Source organism: Pseudomonas sp. AC229 (assembly GCF_979254655.1).
Map to the genome: position 1 here is coordinate 58,805 of NZ_CEEDHK010000015.1, position 20,522 is coordinate 79,326.

Here is a 20,522-nt window from a genome sequence, read left to right on the forward strand (position 1 = left end):
CGTCAAAACAAAAAGCTTTCCTCGGAGTGGGTATGCAGGCAGCGCCAGCGGACGTCGATCAGTTACCGGCCACAGAGCCGCTGCGCTTTGCCAGCAAGGCAGACAATCTCCAGCTTCTGCTCGGGCGCCTGAACAGCGCCGTGGTGTTGCCTCAATGCCAGTTTCGCGTGAGCCAATGGCGCACCGATGCCGCCGCCGTGCTCAGCCAGATTCAGCAGGCTGCGTGGTCGCTGATGGTGGTGCGCAGCAGCAGTTGCCAGGAGGACGGCGAACAGACGTCGGCAGCCGGCGAATATGACTCCTGCCTGAACGTGGCCCCAGCCGATTTAACCCAAGCCATCGACCAGGTCATCGCCTCCATGGGCGGCGCCGCAGCACACGCCGACGACCAGGTGTTCGTCCAGCCCATGCTCAGCCATGTGGCCATGGCCGGCGTTGGCTTTGGCCTAGACCCCACCAACAGCGCGCCGTATTTCGTCATCAACTACGACGACAACAGCGGCAGCACCGACAGCGTGACGTCCGGCCGCTCCAACGAGCTGAAAACCTTCTACGCCCACCACAGCAGCGCCAACGTGCCGGCCCCGCTGCACGGTGTGATCGAGCTACTGCGCGAATTGGCGGGCCTGTTCGAGCGCACGGCGCTGGACATTGAATTCGCCACCGACACCCTCGGTACGCTCTATCTGTTGCAAGTGCGGCCGCTAATCGTCACCGCCCCGGCGGTTGAGCTCAGCGCCCACACGCGCATGGTGCGGCTGATCCACGACCGCATCGCCCAGGGCATTCGCCCGCAGCCGTTCCTGCATGGCGAGCGCACCGTGTTCGGCGTAATGCCCGACTGGAACCCGGCGGAAATCATCGGTGTGCGGCCACGGCCGTTGTCGTTGTCGCTGTACCGCGAGCTGGTCACCGACATGATCTGGGCTTATCAGCGCAATAATTACGGTTACCGCAACCTGCGCAGTTTTCCGCTGATGCTGCATTTTCACGGCTTGCCGTATATCGACGTGCGCGTCAGCTTCAACTCGTTTATTCCGCGCGACATCGACGGCGCGCTGGCCGACAAGCTGGTGAATTACTACATCGAACGCCTGCTTGCCGCGCCCAATCTGCACGACAAAGTCGAGTTCGAAATCGTCTTCTCCTGCTACACGCTCGACCTGCCGCAGCGCTTGCAGGCGTTGCGCGAAGTGGGTTTCACCGACGCTGAATGCGACCGCCTGGCCGACAGCCTGCGTCAGCTCACCAACCGCATCGTGCACAACGAAACGGGCTTGTGGCGCACCGACCGGCAAAAGCTCGATGTGCTGCTGGCCCGGCGCGACGAAATTCTTGGCGCCGACACCGACCCGGTCACGCGCATTTACTGGCTGCTCGAGGACTGCCGCCGTTACGGCACCTTGCCTTTTGCCGGCCTGGCGCGCGCCGGGTTTATAGCGGTGCAACTGCTGCGTTCGCTGGTGACGGTCGGCGTGCTGAATGCCGAGGAATACGATGCCTTCCTCAATGGCCTGAGCACCGTCAGTGGCCAGATGACCCAAGACCTGGCGCAGCTGAACCGCACCACCTTTTTGGCCCGCTATGGCCACCTGCGCCCGGGTACTTACGACATTCTGTCGCCGCGGTACGACGAAGCGCCGGATATGTATTTCGACTGGGACAACAGCGCCGCCGAGCCCACCCAGGGCCAACTGCGCTTTGCCTTGTCGCTGGGGCAGATGCGTGAAATCAGCCGCTTGCTGGCCGAGCACGGTTTGTCTCACGACGTGGTGGGCCTGTTCGATTTCCTGCAGGCCGGTATCGAACTGCGCGAGTACGCCAAGTTTGTCTTCACCCGCAACTTGTCCGATGCGCTGTCGCTGTTCCGCCAGTTCGGTCAAGACCTGGGCTTTAGCGCTGACGACATGTCGTACGCCAATATCCAGGTGATCAAAGAACTGCACGCCGCCAGCGCCGACCCTGCCGAGCTGATTGCCTCCAGCATCGAAGAAGGCCGCCGCCGTTACGCCGAAACCTGCCAGCTGGTGCTGCCGCCGCTGATCACCGATGCCCAGGACGCGCTGTACTTTCACATGCCGCAGGCCGAGCCGAATTTCATTACCCAGCGGCAAGTGATGGCGCCGGTGGTGAGCTTCCAGCAACGCGATCAACTGCACGGCGCCATTGTCGTCATTCCCAGCGCTGATCCCGGTTTCGACTGGATTTTCTCCCACCGTATCGCCGGGTTTATCACCGCTTACGGCGGCACCAATTCGCACATGGCCATCCGCGCCAACGAGCTGGGTTTGCCGGCCGTGATCGGCGCGGGCGAAATGCTCTATCGGCAATGGGCGGCGGCAAAAATGCTGCGCATCGACTGCGCCAACCGCCGGGTTGAGGTGGTGCGGTGAAGCCGGTGCTGCTCAGCCAGCGCGTGGACGTGCTGAGCGATCGCGGCGAGCGGCGCGATGCGGTGGATCAACGCCTGGTGGCCTGGTTGGCCGACTGCGGTTACCTGGCCATTCCCGTGCCCAACAACCCCGAGCTGGTCGAGGGTTACTGGCAACTGGCAAACCCGGTCGGCGTGGTGCTTTCGGGCGGCAATGACCTGGCCCGTTACGGCGGCAATGCCCCCGAACGCGATGCCACCGAACAAGCGCTGCTGGGCCTGGCGATGACCCACGGCGTGCCGCTGTTTGCCCTGTGCCGAGGGGCGCAATTGCTGCTGGATGCATTCGGCAATGCCCTGGAAAAAGTCGACGGCCACGTCGGCACCCGGCACGTGCTGCACCTCAACGGCCACAGCCATGAAGTGAACAGCTATCACCAGTGGGGCGCCCGCACCGTGAAAGCGCCTTTGCAAGTGCTGGCCCGTAGCGCCGACGGTGTGGTCGAGGCGTTCGAGCACCTTGAACTGCCGATACTCGGCGTGCTCTGGCACCCCGAGCGCGAAGCCGCGTTCAACCCGGTCGACCGCGCGTTGCTGCAACACTGCCTCGCCGGGCGACGCCTCTCATAACCCCGATGGAGCGACTGCTTAAACCATGACACGGGCACTGATTCTGGCCGCCGGACGCGGCAGCCGCATGGGCGCACTGACCGCCGAACAACCCAAATGCTTTGCCGTGCTGCACGGCCAGCGCCTACTCGACTGGCAGCTCGCGGCGTTGCGCGGCGCCGGCATCAGCGAGCTGGCCATCGTGCGCGGCTACCTGCGCGAGCGCTTCGACGAGCCGCTGACCTACTTCGAAAACCCGCGCTGGCAGCAGAGCAATATGGTGCGCACCTTGTTGGCCGCCGATGCGTGGCTGAGCAGCGCGCCGTGCATCGTCAGTTACAGCGACATTGTCTATACCGCCGCCACGGTCACGGCACTTGCCGACACCGCAGGCGACCTGGCGATTGCCTACGATCCCAACTGGCTGGCGCTTTGGTCCAAGCGCTTTGCCGAACCGCTGGCCGACGCCGAAAGCTTTGTGCTCGACGCCCAGGGCAACCTGGCGAGCATCGGCGAGCGTTGCACCAGCACTGAGGAAATTCAGGGCCAATACATGGGGCTGCTGAAATTCACCCCGGCCGGTTGGGCACAGGTGAAACAGCAACTGGCGCCGCTGGACGAAGCCGCCATCGATAAGCTCGACATGACCAGCCTGCTGCGCCGGGTTCTGGGCGCGGGCGTGGCGATTGGCCTGTCGCCGGTTCAGGGGCCGTGGGGCGAGGTGGATGAGCCGGGCGACCTGGCCCTGTACCACCAACTGATTCCTGCGGCGGCGCTGGCCGGCTAGTTCCCTTCACTGTTTCGTCTGGCGAGGCTGTTCATGGCACTGCACTTTCCGCTGCACACCGTTTCGCAGATTCTGGACCGCATCCCGCGCCCGCTTGACCCGCTGGAGCAGCACGCGCGCCAACGCCTGGCCAGCCTCAGTCAGGAAGACGCCGACGCCGTGTGGGAAGGGCTGTGCCTGCGCGTGCTGCTCAACCCGGTGTACCTGGGCTTTCTGTGGCCGCAAACCTGCGCCGAGCACCCACAACTGCAAGCCCTGACGCGCAACCTTCTGACTCAGCTATGGGTGCCCGGGCTGGCAGCCGAGGTGGAAACCACCAGCGCGCAGTGGGTGATGGAGCAGGGCGATGCGCAGGTGCCGGGCACGCTGATGCACGATCTGTTGCAGCACCTGAGCACGTTCCCGATTGAGGCCGACCAGAACTTCGCCTTTCTGGCGCGTTATTACACCTGGCGCGACGTGGTGGTCACGCAGTTGGTCGCGCCTGAGCGTATCGGCCTGCTCGACCGCTTGTTTGGCTTGCTGCATATGCAAGTGCAGCAGTGGGGCAAACCCTATTGCAGCGGCTATGCCTATCAAGGTTACGAGCGCATCGGCCTGGCCGGGGTGAAACCCACGCAGGAACGCCTGGCCGGCTACGGTTTTATGCCGTGGTTGCGCGCCGGTATGAGCGTGCTGGAGATCGGCTGCAACAACGGCTTTATGGCCATCGAACTGGCGCGTCATGCCGGCCGTGTCGATGCCGTGGAATACAACCCGTTCCTGGTGGAAATCGGCCGCACCACGGCGGCTGCCGTGGCGCAGCACAACGTGCACTACGAGGTGGCCGACTTCACCACCTGGCAGCCACGCCAGCGTTACGACGTGGTGCTGTCGTTCGCCAACCATTGCACTATCGATGGCAATTTGTCGGTGGAGTTTGAGAGCTTTGTCGCCAAGCTGTGGCAGCTCACCGCCGATGACGGTTGGCTGCTGTTCGAGAGCCACAACGTGTTTGGTCCGGGCGCTGGCGCACCCGGCGATGACGGCGACCTGGACGCCAAGTTCGAGGTGATGGAGCGCTACTTCGAGCTGGTCGACAGCAAAATGACCCGCGCGTTTGTGCCCACGCAAGACATCGACAAACTGTTCGTGGTGCTGCGTCGGCGCCCGGCTGTGCTTGCCACCGTCACGCGGCAAATGAACCTCGCCCAGGCGCGCCTGCGCTACGAATTCAGCGGCACGCCGTTCGCCTAAGGCTGCTCGGCAGCCGGTAAACTCAGCAGGGCCAAGTGTTTGAGCACCGGGTGGATCACGTAGTAGGTGTTGCCGTGCTCCACCTCTTGCTGCATCTCTATGGCCAATTCGCCGGTGGCTTGGTAGGCGCGGAGCACCTGCAATAACAGGTCCGCGCGAATGGCCGTGTCGTAGCGGCGGTCGATGTCGGTGCCCATCGGCGGCGCCGGGTAGTGCTTGCGCGCCAGCACCGGGCCGGTGTCGATCTGCTTGTCGAGAATCAACGCACTGGCGGCGCAGCGACCTTCTTCCAACAGGCTGTAATACGCCGTGGTGCTGCCGCGATAGTCCGGCAGCCAACCGCTGTGCACATGCAGCAGCGGGATGCCCAAATCGATCAGCTCGGCACCGACCAGTTGCCCGCCGTAGCCCGAGAAAATAATCACCCTGGGCTGCAACGCCTGCACCTGGTCACGCACGGCGGCGGCGTTGATGTCGCGCGTGCCTAACTGGCTGAAGGCAATGCTGGCGGCGGCCAGGCTGGTTTCCAGCGAGATGTTCAAATCGGGCAGCAGCACGCCATGCAGAAGCTCAGCCGGTGGCGCCGGCTCAGCGGCGGGCGCGTTGGCCTCGCCGAGCAGCAGCACATGGGCCGGCGCCAGCTCGTTGGCCAACAGGGTTTGCAGGTACGCCTGCGAACGGGCGCTGTGGGCCGCGATCATGACGACATCGTTCAAAACAGTGTTCGCACGGCTCACGGCTGATCTCCTGCGTCTAATGGCACTTTCACTTGCACGGCCAGTGCCTCGACCCAGCGCGCTTCGCCGGCAATCAGCCAGGCCAGGTGGGCGCCGAGTTCGGCTGGGCAGCTCGCGTGGACGGCAATCAACGTGTCGAGGCTTTTCAGCAGGCCATTGAGGAAAGGCAAGGCGTTCGGTTGCGCCTGCATCGCCAGGCACAGCGCGGCAAATTGCACATACAGCGACAGGTCGTCATAGCCGCTGTCGAGCACCGCTTTGAATGCGGGCGTGTAGTGACGGTACAGGCGTTTGCTGACCTCGAAGCGTTGCAGCAACTGTTCGGCGAAACGGCGATGGGCCGGCGCGCTGAGGTCGCTGGTGAGCAGCAGGTTCAGCAGCGCTTGGGTGTCGTAGCCGTGCTCGGTATTGAGCGTCACGCCGCTGGCCTTCGGCGCCCAGGGCTGGGCCGGCGGCAAGTTGGCCAACGCCTGTTGGCGGCTGGCGCGCCACGCGGCAAAAAACGGTTGGCCGTGGTAGGCGCTGTAGAAATAGGTGTTGCGCTCTTCCAGGCGCTCGCCCTGGCTGTAAGGGTAGGGCGGGGTGCTCATGGGATGCTCTGCGCCTGCTTGAGAATGTCGCGGGCCAGGGCGCTGATGTCGGCCGTGGCGCTGGTGTCGATTTCCAGGTCCGCGTGGGTGGGCGCTGGAAAGGGAATGTCGACGCCGACCATGTCGCTCATTTCGCCTGCCAGTGCTTTGGCATAAAGGCCTTTGGTGTCACGCTGCACCAAGGTGTCGAACGGCGGGTTGAGGTACACCTCGAAGTAGCGCTGGAAGTGTTCGCGGTTTTTCGCCCGCAGGTCGGGAAAAATCGACAGGATGCTGCACACCACGTTGATCTGTTGGGCGTCGAGCCAGGCGCACAGTTCGAAGATGCGCTCGGCGTTGGTCCGCCGCCCGGCCATGCTGTAGTCGGCGGCGGCAAGATCCTGGCGGAAGATGCGCCGCACTTCATCGCCGTCCACCAGCACGGTATTGGGCTGTTGTTGCTTCCACTGTTGGGCGATTTCGCGGCCCAGGGTGGTTTTGCCCGAGCCCGACAAACCGATTAACCAGATGACCATGCTGTCAGCGCCCTTTGTTGAGCATTTTCGGGCTGTTGGCGATGGCCAGAGCGGCCACGTTCGCGGCAAAGCCATGGAAGGGCGCGAAGAAGTATTGGCTCAGCTGCTGGCGTACGCCGCGTTGCTGTTGCCACAGGTGCTCGTCGGCCAGCAGGTCGGGTAATTGCGCGACCTGTTCGGCGCTGATGTGCGGCATCACTTTGCGCAGCCAGATATCTGAGGAGTCTTTGCCCACCAGCGGGTCGCTTTCGGCGTGGGGCATGTCTAGCAGCAACACGTTGCGATCGGTGTAGATGCCGCCGAAGGCGGAGCCGCCGTAGTCGCACAGCAAAAAGTCGGCGAGCTGAAACAGCTCGACGTTGTCGATGTGTTCGCGGATGCAGGTGTTGATCACGTCGAGCTGACGCATGCGCGCGGGCTCGTCGGTAATGGTGATGGGGTGCGGTTTAACGATCACGTTATAGCGGTCTTGCAGCGCGGCGATGGCGCTGACGAACAGATCAATCGAGCACAAGGTTTTCCACGTCGGCAGCCACACCACGGTTTTGCGGGTGGGGTCGCAGCCCAGCTCGGTGAGCCGCGCGGCGCGGTCCAGCGGCTGGTTGAAAAAGCGGTCGAAACGCGGATAGCCCATCTGCACTTTCAGCGTGTTGCTGCAGAACGCCAGCTGCTCGGCCTGGTACGGTCCGAAGCACAGCACGGCGTCGTACACCTCGTTCCACTGCTGGAAATTCCAGCCCGCTTTGCCGGTGGCGTACATGAAGCGCAGGTTGTGGCGGCCGATGGACTGGGTGAGGTAGGGCGAGTCGCTGCCGCGTTCGTAATGCTGGGGAAAACTGGACACCAGAATGTCGTAGCGCTGTTTCTGCGCGAGCAGCTCGCTGGCTGCACGCCAGGGCAATTGCTCGCGCTCGCAGGTGTCGATGATGGTTTGATGGTCTTTGAGCTGTCCGGTCACCGCCACTTCCACACTGCCGGCCGGAAGGTGCTGCCACACCGCGCGGTAGTGGTTGAACATTTCGATGTTGTGAATCAGAAAACCGATGCGGTCGAGGTCGTTAGCCATGCCATCCAGTCCGGGCGGGTGCGGAGGCTCATCTTACTGAAAAAAAGCGCCGTGGCGAGGCGCCGTCCGTGACGAGCCTGCGACGGCTTGCTAACCTCAAGCCCACCTCCAGCAAGGCACCGCGCGCATGGCTTCGATTCATCCTTTGGCAGACGTTCACAGCCAGCAGATTGGCGATGGCACCACGGTGTGGCAGTACGTAGTGATTCTGCCGCGCGCCCAGATCGGCCGCGATTGCAACATCAACGCCCACTGCCTGATCGAAAACGACGTGGTGGTTGGCGACCGGGTAACGGTGAAATGCGGGGTGTATTTGTGGGACGGTTTACGCATCGCTGACGACGTGTTCATCGGCCCCAACGCCACCTTTACCAACGACCTGCTGCCGCGCTCGAAACAATACCCCGACAGCTTCCCGCAAACCCATGTGCACCAGGGCGCGTCCATTGGTGCCGGGGCCATTATTCTTCCCGGTATCTCCATCGGTGCCGGCGCCATGGTGGGCGCCGGTGCGGTGGTCACCCACGACGTGCCAGACCATGCGCTGGTAGTCGGCAACCCCGCACGCGTGGTGCGTTATCTAGGCGATTGATATGTTTCCTTTCCTTGATGTAGCTGCGCTCAATCTGCGCGATGAACAGGCGCTGACCGACGCGTTTCAACGCGTGCTGCGCTCGGGCTGGTATGTGTTGGGTGCCGAGGTGGCAGCGTTCGAAACCGAATACGCCCAAGCGTGCGGCGTGCCCCATGCCATTGGCGTGGGTAACGGTCTGGACGCGCTGACACTGATATTGCGCGGCTATAAAAACCTGGGACGTTTCGATGACCGCGACGAGGTCATTCTGCCCAACAACAGCTTTATCGCCACGGCCCTGGCGGTGAGCGAAGCGGGCCTGACGCCGGTGCTGGTGGAACCCGATGCGGCGACGTTCAACATTGATCCGCAGGCAGTACAAGCCGCCATCGGCCCGCGCACCGCTGCCGTCATTGCCGTGCATTTATACGGTCAGTTGGCGGACATGGAGGCATTGCAAACCCTGGCTAGCGAGCACGACCTGCTGCTGATCGAAGATTCCGCCCAAGCCCATGGCGCGGTGGACGCGTTGGGTCGGCAAGCCGGTGCGTTTGGTCATGCGGCGGGCTTCAGTTTCTTTCCCGTGAAAAACCTCGGTGCCCTCGGGGACGCCGGCGCCGTGACGACCGGCGACGACCGTTTGGCCGAGCAAGTGCGCAAGCTGCGCAGCTATGGCTCTACGCGCAAATACGTTCACGACGTGCAAGGCGTGAACTCGCGCCTGGATGAACTGCAAGCGGCCCTGCTGCGGGTGAAATTGCCCAGCGTACAGAGCGACGCGCAAGCGCGTCAGGCCATCGCCGCGCATTACCTCCGCCACATTCGCAACCCGCTGCTGGTGCTGCCCCAAGCGCCAGCGGTGGCCGGCAGCCATGTCTGGCATCAGTTCGTGATTCGCACCCAGGCGCGCGAGCAGTTGCAAGCGCACCTGGAGCGCAGCGGCGTGCCGAGCCTGATTCACTACCCCGTGCCGATTCACCGCCAGGCCGCCTACAGCGAATTTGCCCAACTGCGCTTGCCTATCTCCGACGAGCTGGCGGCGCAGGTGTTGAGCCTGCCGCTTTACCCCGGCTTGCCGGCAGCCCATCAGCACGCGGTTATCGAGGCGTGTAACAGCTTCAGCGGCTAAGCGCCTGCGGGCGACGGCAAAGTGGTGCAAGTTTTGCTTTGCAGCTGACAACGGCTATCACTGCTAATTTTTTGACGGGTACGCGTGGTCGAAATTGGTTTGATGGTTTCCATACGGATTCGGAGCGCTCATGTCTCTACAGCACTGCAAAATTGTCGATCTGCCGATTATTGAAGACCGGCGCGGCAACTTGACCTTTATCGAAGGGAATCAACACATCCCCTTCGATATCAAGCGCGTTTACTACCTGTACGACGTACCCGGCGGCTCGCACCGTGGCGGCCATGCCCATAAAGAGCTTCATCAATTGCTGATCGCCATGTCGGGCAGCTTTGACATCTTGCTCGACGACGGCCGCACCAAATTCAAATACCACCTCAACCGCTCCTATTACGGCCTGTACATCCCGCCGATGATCTGGCGCGAGATCGACAACTTCTCCAGCGGCTCGGTGTGCATGGTTCTGGCTTCGGAGCGTTACAGCGAAGACGACTATTTCCGCGACTACGATCAGTTCTCCCAGGCGGTAAACGCCAAGCCCAAAGGCTGATGCGTGGGCCGCCTGCACGAGCGTGGGCGGCGAGTTTTACATTTCGGAGCTTCATCCATGTCTGCTACTGCACCTTCCCGGTGGAGTCACCTGCAAGGTGCATTTGCCAGCGCCGCGCTGGTTCCTGCGCGCGCCGCCAAGGGCCGCAAACATTTGCTGGAACTGGCGCCTTCGACCGCCTGGGCGCCCGCGCCGTTGGAGATGGTCGACTTCGCCATCCCCGCCAATGTTCGCCGCGCACCGCAAACCACCTACGCCCAGTACAGCGCCGAGTTTCATCAGGTACGGCTGGTGGCCGGCATGGCAGGCATCGCCGATATTGATAATGGCGAATACGTCTGTGACGTGGCGTTCGATAACCGCGAGCGGCTCAACGTCGGCTGGTACGAAAAGCATGGGTTAAAGCTGACTGACGACGGTCGTTGCACCTTTTATGCAGGCGCTGGCGAGCCGTTGCAGGTGGCCCATGCCATTTCATTTTTCGGCTGGGAAAACGGCAACTACGCGCACTGGCTCAGCGAAAAATTGGCGCGTTTTTTCTGGATTAACCAAGCCGCGTTCGATGCGCAAACCGTGGTGTTGGTGGAGGCGGGTTTGCCTGCCTCGATCATGGATTCGCTGGCACTGTTCTGGCCACGCGAGCGAACCGTCTGCGTGCCCGCCGGCCAGGCGTGCGATGTGGGCGTGCTGTATCACTTCTCCGACAGCGCCGATATCTGGGAACCATGCGCCGGTTACGTGTATGCCGGTGACGAGTATCAGGTGTTCCCCAGCGCCATCGCCTGGATGGCCAATTACATCAAAGCGCGTGTGCCACGCGCCCACCGCGAAAACGGCAAGACGTACCTGATTCGCCCGCCCGGTGGAAACGGCCGCACCATCGTCAACCAGCAAGCGCTGACCGAGGCGCTACGCGCGGACGGCTTTGCGTTGATTCAGCCGGAAACCCATACGTTCGCCGAGCAGGTGGCGCTGTTGTCATCAATGGAGCTGGCGGTGCTCGGCTCTGGCGCGGCGGCTGCCAACCTGCTGTGGATGCCCAGCGGCAGCACGCTGGTGATGCTTATCCAAGATAACGCGCAGATGTGGTACTGGTTTTTCCACGCCTTGGCGGCTGCTGTTGGCGTGCGTTTGGTTTATTTGCCGGTGGTTGGTCAACCCGGCACCCACCCAGTGGTATTCCACTGGAACGTGGAAATCCCCATTGAAAAATTGCAGCACTGGTTAGCCGCCGATGCGCCGGTACGCCAGGCGCGCTTGGCACACGTGCCGGTCGACCGGGACGCCGAAGCCGCTGCATTTTTCGCCGAATTGAATCACCAGCGTCGGGCCCAGCATGGGGCGCAGGCGTTGTTTGCCGAGGAACAGACTGCCGTGGATGTAACCGTTGCCGTCATGTCGTACAACAACAGTGCATTTATCGGCCAGACCATCGATTCGATCCTCGCCCAGCAGGGCGTGACGTTCGAGGTGGTGGTGTTCGATGACTGCTCCAAAGACAACAGCGTCGAGATCTTGCAGGGCTACGCCGAAGACCCGCGCTTTTATTATGAGGTCAACGCCAAGAACCTCGGCATGACCGGCAACTACAACAAATGCGTCACCGCTGGCAGCGGCCGTTATGTGGTGGTACTGGGCTCGGACGACGTCTTGTATCCCGGCCACCTGGCCTCCTTGGTGGCCGCTCTGGACCGCACGCCGCACGCTAGCCTCGGTTACACACAGTGCAACTGGATCGACGAGCGCGGCGCGATCACCCACTACGCGCAACATCCCGGCCACCGTTCGCAGTCTTACAGCGGCGGGCGCGATGAAGTGGTGGACCTGCTCAGCTACGACAACTACATCACGCCCTCGGCAGTCATGCTGCGCCGCAGCGTATTGCCGCAAATCACCCAGGCCGACGGCACCATTCACCGCAGCGACATGCTCGCCGGCGATTGGGAGCTGTGGATTCGCTTGGCGCGGCTGGCACCGGATTTTGTTTTTCTGCGTCAGCCCAGCGTGGGTTACCGCGTGCATGGCGGGCAGATTTCCAACAGCTTCTACGGCAGCGACAAGCCGCTGGCCGAACACACAGAGATTCTCGAACTGAACCTGGCCGACCCCGCCGTGCGCCCGCGCATGGTCGCGGCGGCCGGGCCGATTCTGGCGCTGTATCGCCAGCGTATGCAGAGCGCGCCAGCCGAGGTGCAAGCGCGCTTCAAGGCGCGCAGTCAGGCGATTGAAACGGCGTTGGCCGGCCCTGGCGCGGTCAAGGCGGGGGAACAGGGGCCGACCTTCTCCATCATTCTGACCACCTATAACCGCGCCGATCTGCTGGTCGATGCGCTGGCCAGTCTTAGCGCGCAAACCTTCAAAGACTTCGAAGTCATTCTGATCAACGATGCCGGCGCGCCGGTTGAGCATGTGCTGCAGGGCTACGACTTCCCCATCACCTATTTGGCACTGGGGCGTAACGGCGGGCTGTCGAACGCGCGTAACTGCGGCATTCGCCAGGCCCGTGGCACGTACTTGTGCTACCTCGACGATGACGACATGTGGCTGCCAGAGCATTTGCAGCGCCACGCCGAGGCTCACGCGCAAGGCCCACGCCTGGTGTACACCGACACGCTGTACGTGCTGGAAACGCTGGAAGGCGGCAAGCGCCAGGAGATCTCGCGGCAATCGTCGTCGCAGCACGGCCCGTTCTCGCGCGACAACTTGCTGGTGCAGAACTTCATTCCGGTGAACGCCTGGTCGCACCCGCGCCAGTGGCTGGATGAAGTGGGCGGTTTCGATGTTGAACTGCCGGCGTTGGAAGACTGGGACATGCTGCTGAAGTTGTCGGCGCGTTATCCGGTGGAGCACGTGCAAGCGCAAACCGTGCAGGTGCATATCCGCCAGGAAAGCCCCGAGCAGCGCATGAGCGTGCGCGAGCGCAAGAATTTCCCCGAGCTGTTCCGGCGCTTGTACGGCCGCCATGGCCAGGGCGTCGAGGCGCCGGTTGAGCAAGCGCGCGGCGAGTTTCTGCAAAGTCTGGTCGATGAAATGAGCAACAAGGCCGTGGGTCAGCCCACGTTCGGTTACTTGCACACGCTGACGCCGCAGGTGCTCGCCGCCTTCGAGCGTCGCTTGCAAGACGCGTATGTGCCAAGCATCGAGGTGCTGGTGCTGGCATTGCCCAGCACCGAACCGGCGGCGCTGCAAGCGACGGTCGACAGCCTGAACGCGCAACAGCACGGCGCGCCTCACCGCGTGGTGAATGGCGATTGGCAGCAGGTTAACGATGCCGCCGTGGCCAGCACGGCCGATTGGCTGTATCTGCTGCCGGCCGGCGATACGCTGGAACCCCACGCGCTGGCATTGTTGTTGGACCGTGCCGTGGCCGCGCCGACTGGCTGCTATTACAGCGACGAAGACACCCGTGGCGAGCAGGGCGCGCATTCACCGATTTTCAAACCCGACTTCAACCTCGATTTGCTGCGCAGCTACCCGTACACCGGGCGCTCGCTGTTTATCGCCCGCGAGGCACTGGAGCAACTGGGCGGGTTGCGGTTTCAGTTCGACGGCTTGGCCTTGCAGGACTTTCAGCTGCGCTGCGCTGAGTCGTTCGGCCTGGACAGCGTTGGCCATATCGCCGAGGTGCTGTGCCACAGCGCGGTGCCGTTCGCGCGCTGGCTGGCCAGCGACGAGGTGCGCCTGCATTCGGCAGCGGTGGTCAGCGAACACCTCGACCGTCTCGGTGTGCCGCACACCATGCAAGAAGGCGTATTGCCGGGCTTCAACCGCATTCGCTACGACTACCCCGAGCGGCCGCTGGTTTCCATTCTGGTGCCCACCAAAGACCAGTTGGCGTTGCTGCAACGCTGCGTCGAAACCTTGTTGGAGAAAACCGCTTACTCGAATTACGAGCTGCTGATTATCGACAACGCCAGCGAAACCGAAGAAGCCAAAGCCTGGTTGGACGGCATCGAGCAGTTGAACAGCGAGCAGATTCGGGTGGTGCGTTATCCAGGGCCGTTCAACTTCTCGGCTATCAATAACGCGGCCGCCGCTGTCGCGCGCGGCGAATACCTGGTGCTGCTGAACAACGACACGGCGATTCTGCGTGAAGACTGGCTGGATGAATTGCTTAACCACGCGCGGCGCCCGGAAGTGGGCATCGTCGGCGCCAAGCTGTTGTTCCCCAGCGGCCATATTCAGCACGCCGGTGTCGTGCTGGGGCTTAGCGGGCCGGCGGACCATCCGTTCCTTGGCGACGCCGGTGACAGCGCCGGTTACATGCAGCGCCTGTTGGTGGCGCAGAACTATTCGGCGGTAACGGCGGCTTGCCTGATCATCCGCAAAGAGGTGTACGACGCGGTTGGCGGGCTGGATGAGGTGGTGTTCAAGGTTTCCTACAACGACGTCGACCTGTGCTTGAAGGTGCGCGAAGCCGGCTACCTGAGCGTGTGGACGCCTTACTCGGTGCTGTTGCACGAGGGCAGCGTCAGCCAGAAGTCGGGCGTTGAAACCCTGGCGCAGGAACAAAAGCTCAAGCGCTTCCGCAGCGAACAGGCGGCGATGTACCAGAAGTGGCTGCCGCTGCTGGCCCGCGACCCGGCCTACAACCCGAACCTGACCCTGGCCAATAAAGGCTTCGAGCTGGATCCGATTCGTGGCGCCACCTGGCAACCCTTTGTGCGGGCGCCGCTGCCGCGCATTTTGGTGCACCCGGCCGATCGTGGCGGTTGCGGGCATTACCGGGTGCGTCAGCCGTTCACCGCCATGCAGCGCGAAGGCGTGGCGGACGGGGTCATCAGCGAAACCCTGCTGCATCCGGTGGAGTTGGAGCGGTTCCAGAGCGATGTGATCATCTTCCAGCGCCAGGTCACCGATGCGCAGCTGGAGTCGATGGCCGAGATCAAGCAGCTGTCGAACGCGTTCCGTGTTTACGAGCTGGACGACTACCTGCCCAACCTGCCGCTGAAAAGCGTGCACCGCGCCGACATGCCCAAAGACGTGCTGCGCTCGTTGCGCAAGGCGCTGACGCTGGTCGACCGCTTCGTGGTGTCGACCCAACCGCTGGCCGAGGCACTTGCCGGCATGCATGACGATATTCGCGTGGTGCTGAACCGGCTGCCGACCAACTGGTGGAACGGTTTGAACAGCGAGCGCCGCGTTGGGCGCAAGCCGCGAGTCGGCTGGGCCGGTGGGGTAGGGCACACGGGCGATCTGGAATTGATTGCCGATGTGGTGCGGGATCTGGCGGATGAAGTGGAATGGGTGTTCTTTGGCCTGTGCCCGGATAAGTTGCGGCCCTACGTGACCGAGTACTACCCAGGCGTAACCATCGACAAGTACCCGACGATTCTTGCCTCGTTGAACCTTGACCTGGCCCTGGCGCCGTTGGAGCAGAACCAGTTCAACGACTGCAAGAGCAACCTGCGATTGCTGGAGTATGGCTTCCTCGGTTTCCCGGTGATCTGCACGGATGCCGTGTGCTATCGCGGCGACCTGCCCGTCACGCGGGTGAAAAACCGCTACAAAGACTGGATGGACGCCATTCGCATGCACCTGGCTGACTTGGATGCAACGGCGAAAATGGGCGATGACTTGCAGACCATTATTCGTCGCGACTGGATGCTCGAAGGCGAGAATGTGCGCAATTGGGCGAAAGCCTGGATGCCCGACTAGACTCATCGTCAATGCTTGGAAGGGGCTTCACAGCGGTGATAGCCCCTTTTTTATGCGCGTCAGAAAACAGTGAGTGCGGCGGCCAGCCTTGGTAAGTGCCGGTTTTGTTTGAAAATTGGCGTCACTTAAACGGCTGGGTGGGTAAGCGAGGCGCTAGAAATGGCTTGGCCACGTGTAAAAATTTTGATCGAGCCCTTTAGTTCTGCGGCCTGTGCCGATACAGAAAGTGTGGAAGCGGTTTGCACCGGTTCAGCAAGCAGCCAGCAAAATTTTTGAAAATTTTGCTAAAGCTCCAAGAACTAGCGCCGATAAACACTTCGAATGCGAATTCTAGGGGCGCCTGAGCTGCAGGCCCTGAACGTCGCAAGCTCAGGCAAATACTAGGTACTCGGGAGACGCCCAAATGGCACTTACAGTTAACACGAACATTGCATCGCTCAACACTCAGCGCAACTTGAACGCTTCGTCCAACTCGCTGAATACCTCGCTGCAACGTCTGTCCACCGGTAACCGCATCAACAGCGCCAAAGACGACGCTGCCGGTCTGCAGATCTCTAACCGTCTGACCAACCAGATCAGCGGCCTGAACGTAGCGACCCGTAACGCCAACGATGGTATCTCTCTGTCGCAAACCGCTGAAGGCGCGCTGCAACAGTCGACCAACATTCTGCAGCGTATCCGTGACCTGTCCATCCAGGCAGCCAACGGCTCGAACAGCGACACCGACCGTGCCGCTCTGCAAAAAGAAGTATCGGCCCAACAAGCTGAATTGAGCCGTATTGCTGACACCACCACCTTCGGTGGTCGCAAACTGCTCGACGGTTCGTTCGGTACCACTAGCTTCCAAGTGGGTTCCAACGCTTACGAAACCATCGACGTTTCGCTGAAAAATGCTTCTGCTACCTCGCTGGGTTCGTACCAGATCGGTGGCGGCGCAAGCACTGACAGCGCCGGCGCTTCGGCTGCTGGTGGCACTGTGTCTGCAAGCATCGCAGCAAGCGGCGCTGGCTTCTCGGCTAACACCATCACCGTTGTTGGTGGCGGTCAAACCAAAGACGTAGCCGTAACCTCCGGCGACAGCGCTAAATCGATTGCTGGCAAGTTCGACGGCGCCATCTCGGGCCTGAGCGCTTCGGCTCGTAACGTTGTACAGGCTGACGTGAACATCACTTCCGGCGCTGCCAGCTTCTCGCTGAGCGTGGGTAGCCAATCGGTTGCCATCGTCGGTGTGACTGACTCCAAAGGTCTGGCTGATCAGATCAACTCGAACGCCGGTAAGCTGAACGTAACTGCGAACTACGATTCGAAAACTGACAAGGTGACCATTACTTCGGCCACTGGTGAAAACATTGTCTTCGGTGCTGACTCTGCTTCGTCGACCGGTACCATCAACCTGGCTGCACAAGGTTCTGACGGTACTTTCAGCGCCGAAACCGATGTGCGTGCCGCAGGTGGTAAAGCGATCGGGTACGTCGAGTTGAACTCGCCGAACTCCTACGCCCTCACCGGTACTTCGACTGAAGTGTTTGGCGACCAGGCTGCCGACCTGAACACCGTTTCAGATGTGGATATCTCCACCGCTGACGGCGCTCAACGTGCAATCGCTGTAATCGACAACGCACTGCAAAACATCGATGCTCAGCGTGCGGACCTCGGTGCTGTACAGAACCGCTTCGACAACACCATCAGCAACCTGCAGAACATCTCTGAGAACGCTGACGCTGCTCGTAGCCGGATCAAAGACACCGACTTCGCTGCTGAAACTGCAAAGCTGTCGAAAAACCAAGTACTGCAACAAGCGGGTACCGCGATTCTGGCTCAAGCTAACCAACTGCCACAGTCGGTTCTCAGTCTGCTGCAATAACGCAGAAAGAGACGCCAAAATCGGTGGGAGGAAGGGGATGACCCTTCCTCCCATTTGGCCATTGTGAGGTGTCTAAAATGGATGTTTCCAATATCACGTCGATTGCCGCTCTGCCCAGACAAGCTCGTGACGGGCAAGTGCCGGTAGGGTCTGCTCAGCAGGCCGCAAAACAGACGGCGTCCGCTGCAAGTGCGGATACCAGCTCCGACGCTCAGGCCGACAGTGGAAGTATTGATGCAGCAGTTGCTGACATTCAGTCCTTCGTGCAAACGGTTAAGCGTGGTTTGAATTTCAATGTCGATGACTCAAGCGGCGAAGTTGTTGTCAAAGTTATCGATACGGACTCAGGCAAGTTGGTGCGGCAGATTCCTTCCGAGGAATTGCTCAAGCTGGCTGAACGCCTAGAGGACATTCGCAGCCTCATGTTCGAGGCTAAAGCGTGAGTTGGTACGGTTCTTGAGTACAACTCGCCATACCCGTTCCCATAGGGAATTCGGGACGTTTTTTTGACGGAGGTGCGAGATGGCTGGTGTAACTGGCATTGGTTCGGGCGTAAATATTGACGACATCGTGAAGGCTTCTGTAGCGGCGGAGAAAGCGCCCAAGCAAAACCAGATCGATAAGCTCGAATCCAAAACAACGACCAAGTTGACCTCGCTCGGTTCGTTGAAGAGCGCAGTGAGCGAGTTCCAAACCGCCCTGTCGCTGCTCAACAGCCCGACCAGCTTCCTGTCCAAATCGGCAACGTCCACGAACACCACCGCGCTTAGCGCTACTGGCAGCGCCAGTGCCATCGCCGGTAGCTATAAAATTGAAGTGTCGAAACTGGCCAGCAGCAGCAAAATTGCTTCTGCGGCGATCAGTGGCGGCAGCACTGCCAAATTCAACACCGGTTCGCTGGAAATCAAAGTCGGCAGCAACACAGCGCTGACCGTCAATGTCGACAGCACCAACAACACCCTTGCCGGTGTGCGTGACGCCATCAATGCCCAAGGCAAAACCGCCGGGGTGAGCGCCACCATCGTCACCGACAGTCAGGGTTCGCGCCTGGTTCTGAGCAGCACCAAGATGGGTGATGGCAACGACATCACCATGACCGGCACCAGCACCGGTACAGGCAATGCCTCGCTCGAAGACCTGACCTTCCCCGGCGCTACGCTGGACCCCACGACTTTCGCCACGCCCGCCGAGTACGACGCCGCCGTAGCCAAGGGCGGTAAAACCCTGGCCGCTGCGTCGAGCGCCAAGCTGACGATCGACGGGCTGGAAGTGGTGAGCGATTCGAACACCGTCGACAAAGCCATCGATGGCGTGACCATCAAGCTGACCGGCGTTACCAAAGCCGACGAGCCGCTGACGCTGAACGTCGCCGATAACACCTCGGCCGTGAAAGCCAACGTGCAGAACTTCGTCACCGCGTACAACAAGATGATGAGCACGGTGAATTCGCTGACCAAAGTGACCACGGTTGCTAACAGCAACCCGGTTGTAGCCGGGCTGGCTGGCGACTCCACGGCGCGCTCGCTGGTCAGTTCGATCCGCAGTGAGTTGGTATCGAACCAGGATAACGGCGGCGCCATTTCGGCCTTGGCCAACCTGGGTATCACCACCAAGACGGACGGTACGCTGGAGGTCAACAGCGCCAAGCTCGACACCGCCATCAGCGAAAACTACGAAGGCGTCGCCGCTTATTTCACCGGCGATGACGGGCTAGCGAGCCGGCTTACGTCTAAGCTCAAACCGTACACCGATGGTGGCGGAATTCTGCAGCAGCGCACCGAGCAACTTTCCAATACCATCACCAGTCTCGATAAGCAGCAGGAAGACTTGGATCTGCGCATGACCGCGTTGCAGACGCGTTTGTACAAACAGTACAACGCCATGGACGCCCTGGTGTCGCAGCTCACCAATACCAGCACCGGCCTTATGTCGCAGCTGGACAACCTGCCTGGCCTGGTCAAGAAGAATTAAGTCCCGCTAATTCTCGCCCGGCCGATAGCTTTTTTTGATGAAGAAAAAGTACGGACGGGCTTAAAGCTCCCACGAAACCCGCCGATAGCTTGAATATCGAAACAACGGTTCACGAGGGTTTGCAAAATGAGAGCGATGGCGGCGATGAATCAGTACAAGCAAGTGAGCGTGTCGTCTCAAGTGTTTGAAGCAACTCCCCATCGTTTGATCCAGATGTTGATGGAGGGCGGTCTTGAGCGTCTGGCTCAAGCCCAAGGCGCCATGGCGCGCGGCCAGGCCTCGATGAAAGGCGAGCTGATCAGCAAAGCCATCGGTATCGTTGGCGGCCTGCGTGAAGGTCTGGACATGGGCAAGGGCGGCGAAGTCGCACAAAACCTCGACCGCGTTTACGAATACATGATCACCCGCATGCTCGAAGCCAACAAAAGCAACGACCCAGCGCCACTGGTTGAAGTGTCGGGTCTTCTGCGTGAAGTGAAGTCCGGCTGGGATGCAATTGCACCGTAAGGTGGGCGAGGACAACGAAATGGCGAATTCCATGCTGCAACAAATCGAAAGTACCCGCCTGGCCCTGATCGACGCCTTTCAACAGGAAGATTGGGAACGTATCGGCGCGCTGGACACCTCGTGCCGCGAGCAGGTGAGTGCCGCAATGGCCGACAGCACCGGTATCGAAGAAGCCCTGCGTGAGCAAATGGAAGCGTTGGTCGAGGTGTATCGTCACCTGACAGCAGCCTGTGTACGCAAGCGTGAAGCGGTTGGCGAAGAGCTGACTGTGCTGGTCAAATCCAATCAAAGCGCCAAAATCTATCAGATGTTTGGCTAGTCAAAATTTTGTAGCTAACCTTTCGTTCAGAGGAGTTAG

The 20,522-nt window shown here is 61.1% G+C and carries 17 protein-coding genes; 13 read left to right on the plus strand and 4 right to left on the minus strand.

Annotated elements, in window-relative coordinates; genetic code table 11:
- The first annotated feature begins 32 nt into the window (after positions 1–32).
- Genes AC0IW7_RS20035 through AC0IW7_RS20050 form a run of 4 tightly spaced genes read left to right on the plus strand, consistent with a single transcriptional unit; the run spans position 33 to position 5,003 of the window.
- Complete coding sequence (locus tag AC0IW7_RS20035) at positions 33–2,393, plus strand: PEP-utilizing enzyme (protein ID WP_471820336.1); 2,361 nt, start codon at positions 33–35, stop codon at positions 2,391–2,393.
- Positions 2,390–3,001 (plus strand): gamma-glutamyl-gamma-aminobutyrate hydrolase family protein, encoded by a 612-nt coding sequence (locus AC0IW7_RS20040; RefSeq protein WP_471820337.1) that lies wholly within the window; start codon positions 2,390–2,392, stop codon positions 2,999–3,001. Before AC0IW7_RS20035 ends, AC0IW7_RS20040 begins: the two co-directional genes overlap by 4 nt.
- 25 nt (positions 3,002–3,026) lie before the next feature.
- Positions 3,027–3,767: a phosphocholine cytidylyltransferase family protein gene (locus tag AC0IW7_RS20045; RefSeq protein ID WP_122492531.1), complete on the plus strand. Its 741-nt coding sequence runs from the start codon at positions 3,027–3,029 to the stop codon at positions 3,765–3,767.
- A gap of 33 nt (positions 3,768–3,800) precedes the next feature.
- Positions 3,801–5,003, plus strand: a complete 1,203-nt coding sequence (locus tag AC0IW7_RS20050; protein WP_471820339.1) for a class I SAM-dependent methyltransferase — start codon at positions 3,801–3,803, stop codon at positions 5,001–5,003.
- On the opposite strand, the gene AC0IW7_RS20055 is transcribed toward AC0IW7_RS20050, so the two are convergent.
- From AC0IW7_RS20055 to AC0IW7_RS20070, 4 genes are read right to left on the minus strand one after another with little or no spacing between them, the layout of a single operon-like run.
- Positions 5,000–5,740 (minus strand): formyltransferase family protein, encoded by a 741-nt coding sequence (locus AC0IW7_RS20055; protein WP_471820341.1) that lies wholly within the window; start codon positions 5,738–5,740, stop codon positions 5,000–5,002. The two genes, AC0IW7_RS20050 and AC0IW7_RS20055, sit on opposite strands and share 4 nt — an antisense overlap.
- Positions 5,737–6,330, minus strand: a complete 594-nt coding sequence (locus AC0IW7_RS20060) for a hypothetical protein (RefSeq protein WP_471820342.1) — start codon at positions 6,328–6,330, stop codon at positions 5,737–5,739. Before AC0IW7_RS20060 ends, AC0IW7_RS20055 begins: the two co-directional genes overlap by 4 nt.
- The gene (locus tag AC0IW7_RS20065) at positions 6,327–6,845 is read right to left on the minus strand and encodes an adenylyl-sulfate kinase (RefSeq protein ID WP_463541518.1); all 519 of its coding nucleotides are present in this window, start codon (positions 6,843–6,845) and stop codon (positions 6,327–6,329) included. The genes AC0IW7_RS20060 and AC0IW7_RS20065 overlap by 4 nt, the downstream gene beginning before the upstream one ends.
- 4 nt (positions 6,846–6,849) lie before the next feature.
- Positions 6,850–7,911, minus strand: a complete 1,062-nt coding sequence (locus AC0IW7_RS20070; RefSeq protein WP_471820344.1) for a CDP-glycerol glycerophosphotransferase family protein — start codon at positions 7,909–7,911, stop codon at positions 6,850–6,852.
- 127 nt (positions 7,912–8,038) lie between these two features.
- Here AC0IW7_RS20070 and AC0IW7_RS20075 point away from each other — a divergent pair, with 127 nt between their 5' ends.
- From AC0IW7_RS20075 to fliT, 9 genes are all read left to right on the plus strand, one after another.
- Entirely contained in the window at positions 8,039–8,503 is a 465-nt protein-coding gene (locus AC0IW7_RS20075; protein WP_122492525.1) for an acyltransferase, read from the plus strand.
- 1 nt (position 8,504) lies between these two features.
- Complete coding sequence (locus AC0IW7_RS20080) at positions 8,505–9,614, plus strand: DegT/DnrJ/EryC1/StrS family aminotransferase (protein ID WP_471820345.1); 1,110 nt, start codon at positions 8,505–8,507, stop codon at positions 9,612–9,614.
- Positions 9,615–9,744: 130 nt separating this feature from the next.
- A complete protein-coding gene (locus tag AC0IW7_RS20085; protein ID WP_122492523.1) occupies positions 9,745–10,164 on the plus strand; it encodes a sugar 3,4-ketoisomerase in 420 nt (139 codons plus the stop codon).
- Between the two features lie 57 nt (positions 10,165–10,221).
- Positions 10,222–15,822 carry a glycosyltransferase gene (locus AC0IW7_RS20090; protein WP_471820347.1) on the plus strand — a complete coding sequence of 1,867 codons (5,601 nt, stop codon included), beginning with the start codon at positions 10,222–10,224 and terminating at the stop codon, positions 15,820–15,822.
- A gap of 403 nt (positions 15,823–16,225) precedes the next feature.
- A complete protein-coding gene (locus AC0IW7_RS20095) occupies positions 16,226–17,686 on the plus strand; it encodes a flagellin (RefSeq protein WP_122492521.1) in 1,461 nt (486 codons plus the stop codon).
- A 77-nt stretch (positions 17,687–17,763) separates the two neighbouring features.
- Complete coding sequence (locus AC0IW7_RS20100) at positions 17,764–18,129, plus strand: flagellar protein FlaG (protein WP_471820349.1); 366 nt, start codon at positions 17,764–17,766, stop codon at positions 18,127–18,129.
- A 79-nt stretch (positions 18,130–18,208) separates the two neighbouring features.
- Entirely contained in the window at positions 18,209–19,657 is a 1,449-nt protein-coding gene (fliD, locus tag AC0IW7_RS20105; protein WP_122492519.1) for a flagellar filament capping protein FliD, read from the plus strand.
- A 126-nt stretch (positions 19,658–19,783) separates the two neighbouring features.
- Positions 19,784–20,164 (plus strand): flagellar export chaperone FliS, encoded by a 381-nt coding sequence (gene fliS / locus AC0IW7_RS20110; protein ID WP_122492518.1) that lies wholly within the window; start codon positions 19,784–19,786, stop codon positions 20,162–20,164.
- 19 nt (positions 20,165–20,183) lie between these two features.
- Positions 20,184–20,483, plus strand: coding sequence for a flagellar protein FliT (gene fliT, locus AC0IW7_RS20115; RefSeq protein WP_122451749.1), 300 nt, complete (start codon positions 20,184–20,186; stop codon positions 20,481–20,483).
- The last annotated feature ends 39 nt before the right edge of the window (positions 20,484–20,522 follow it).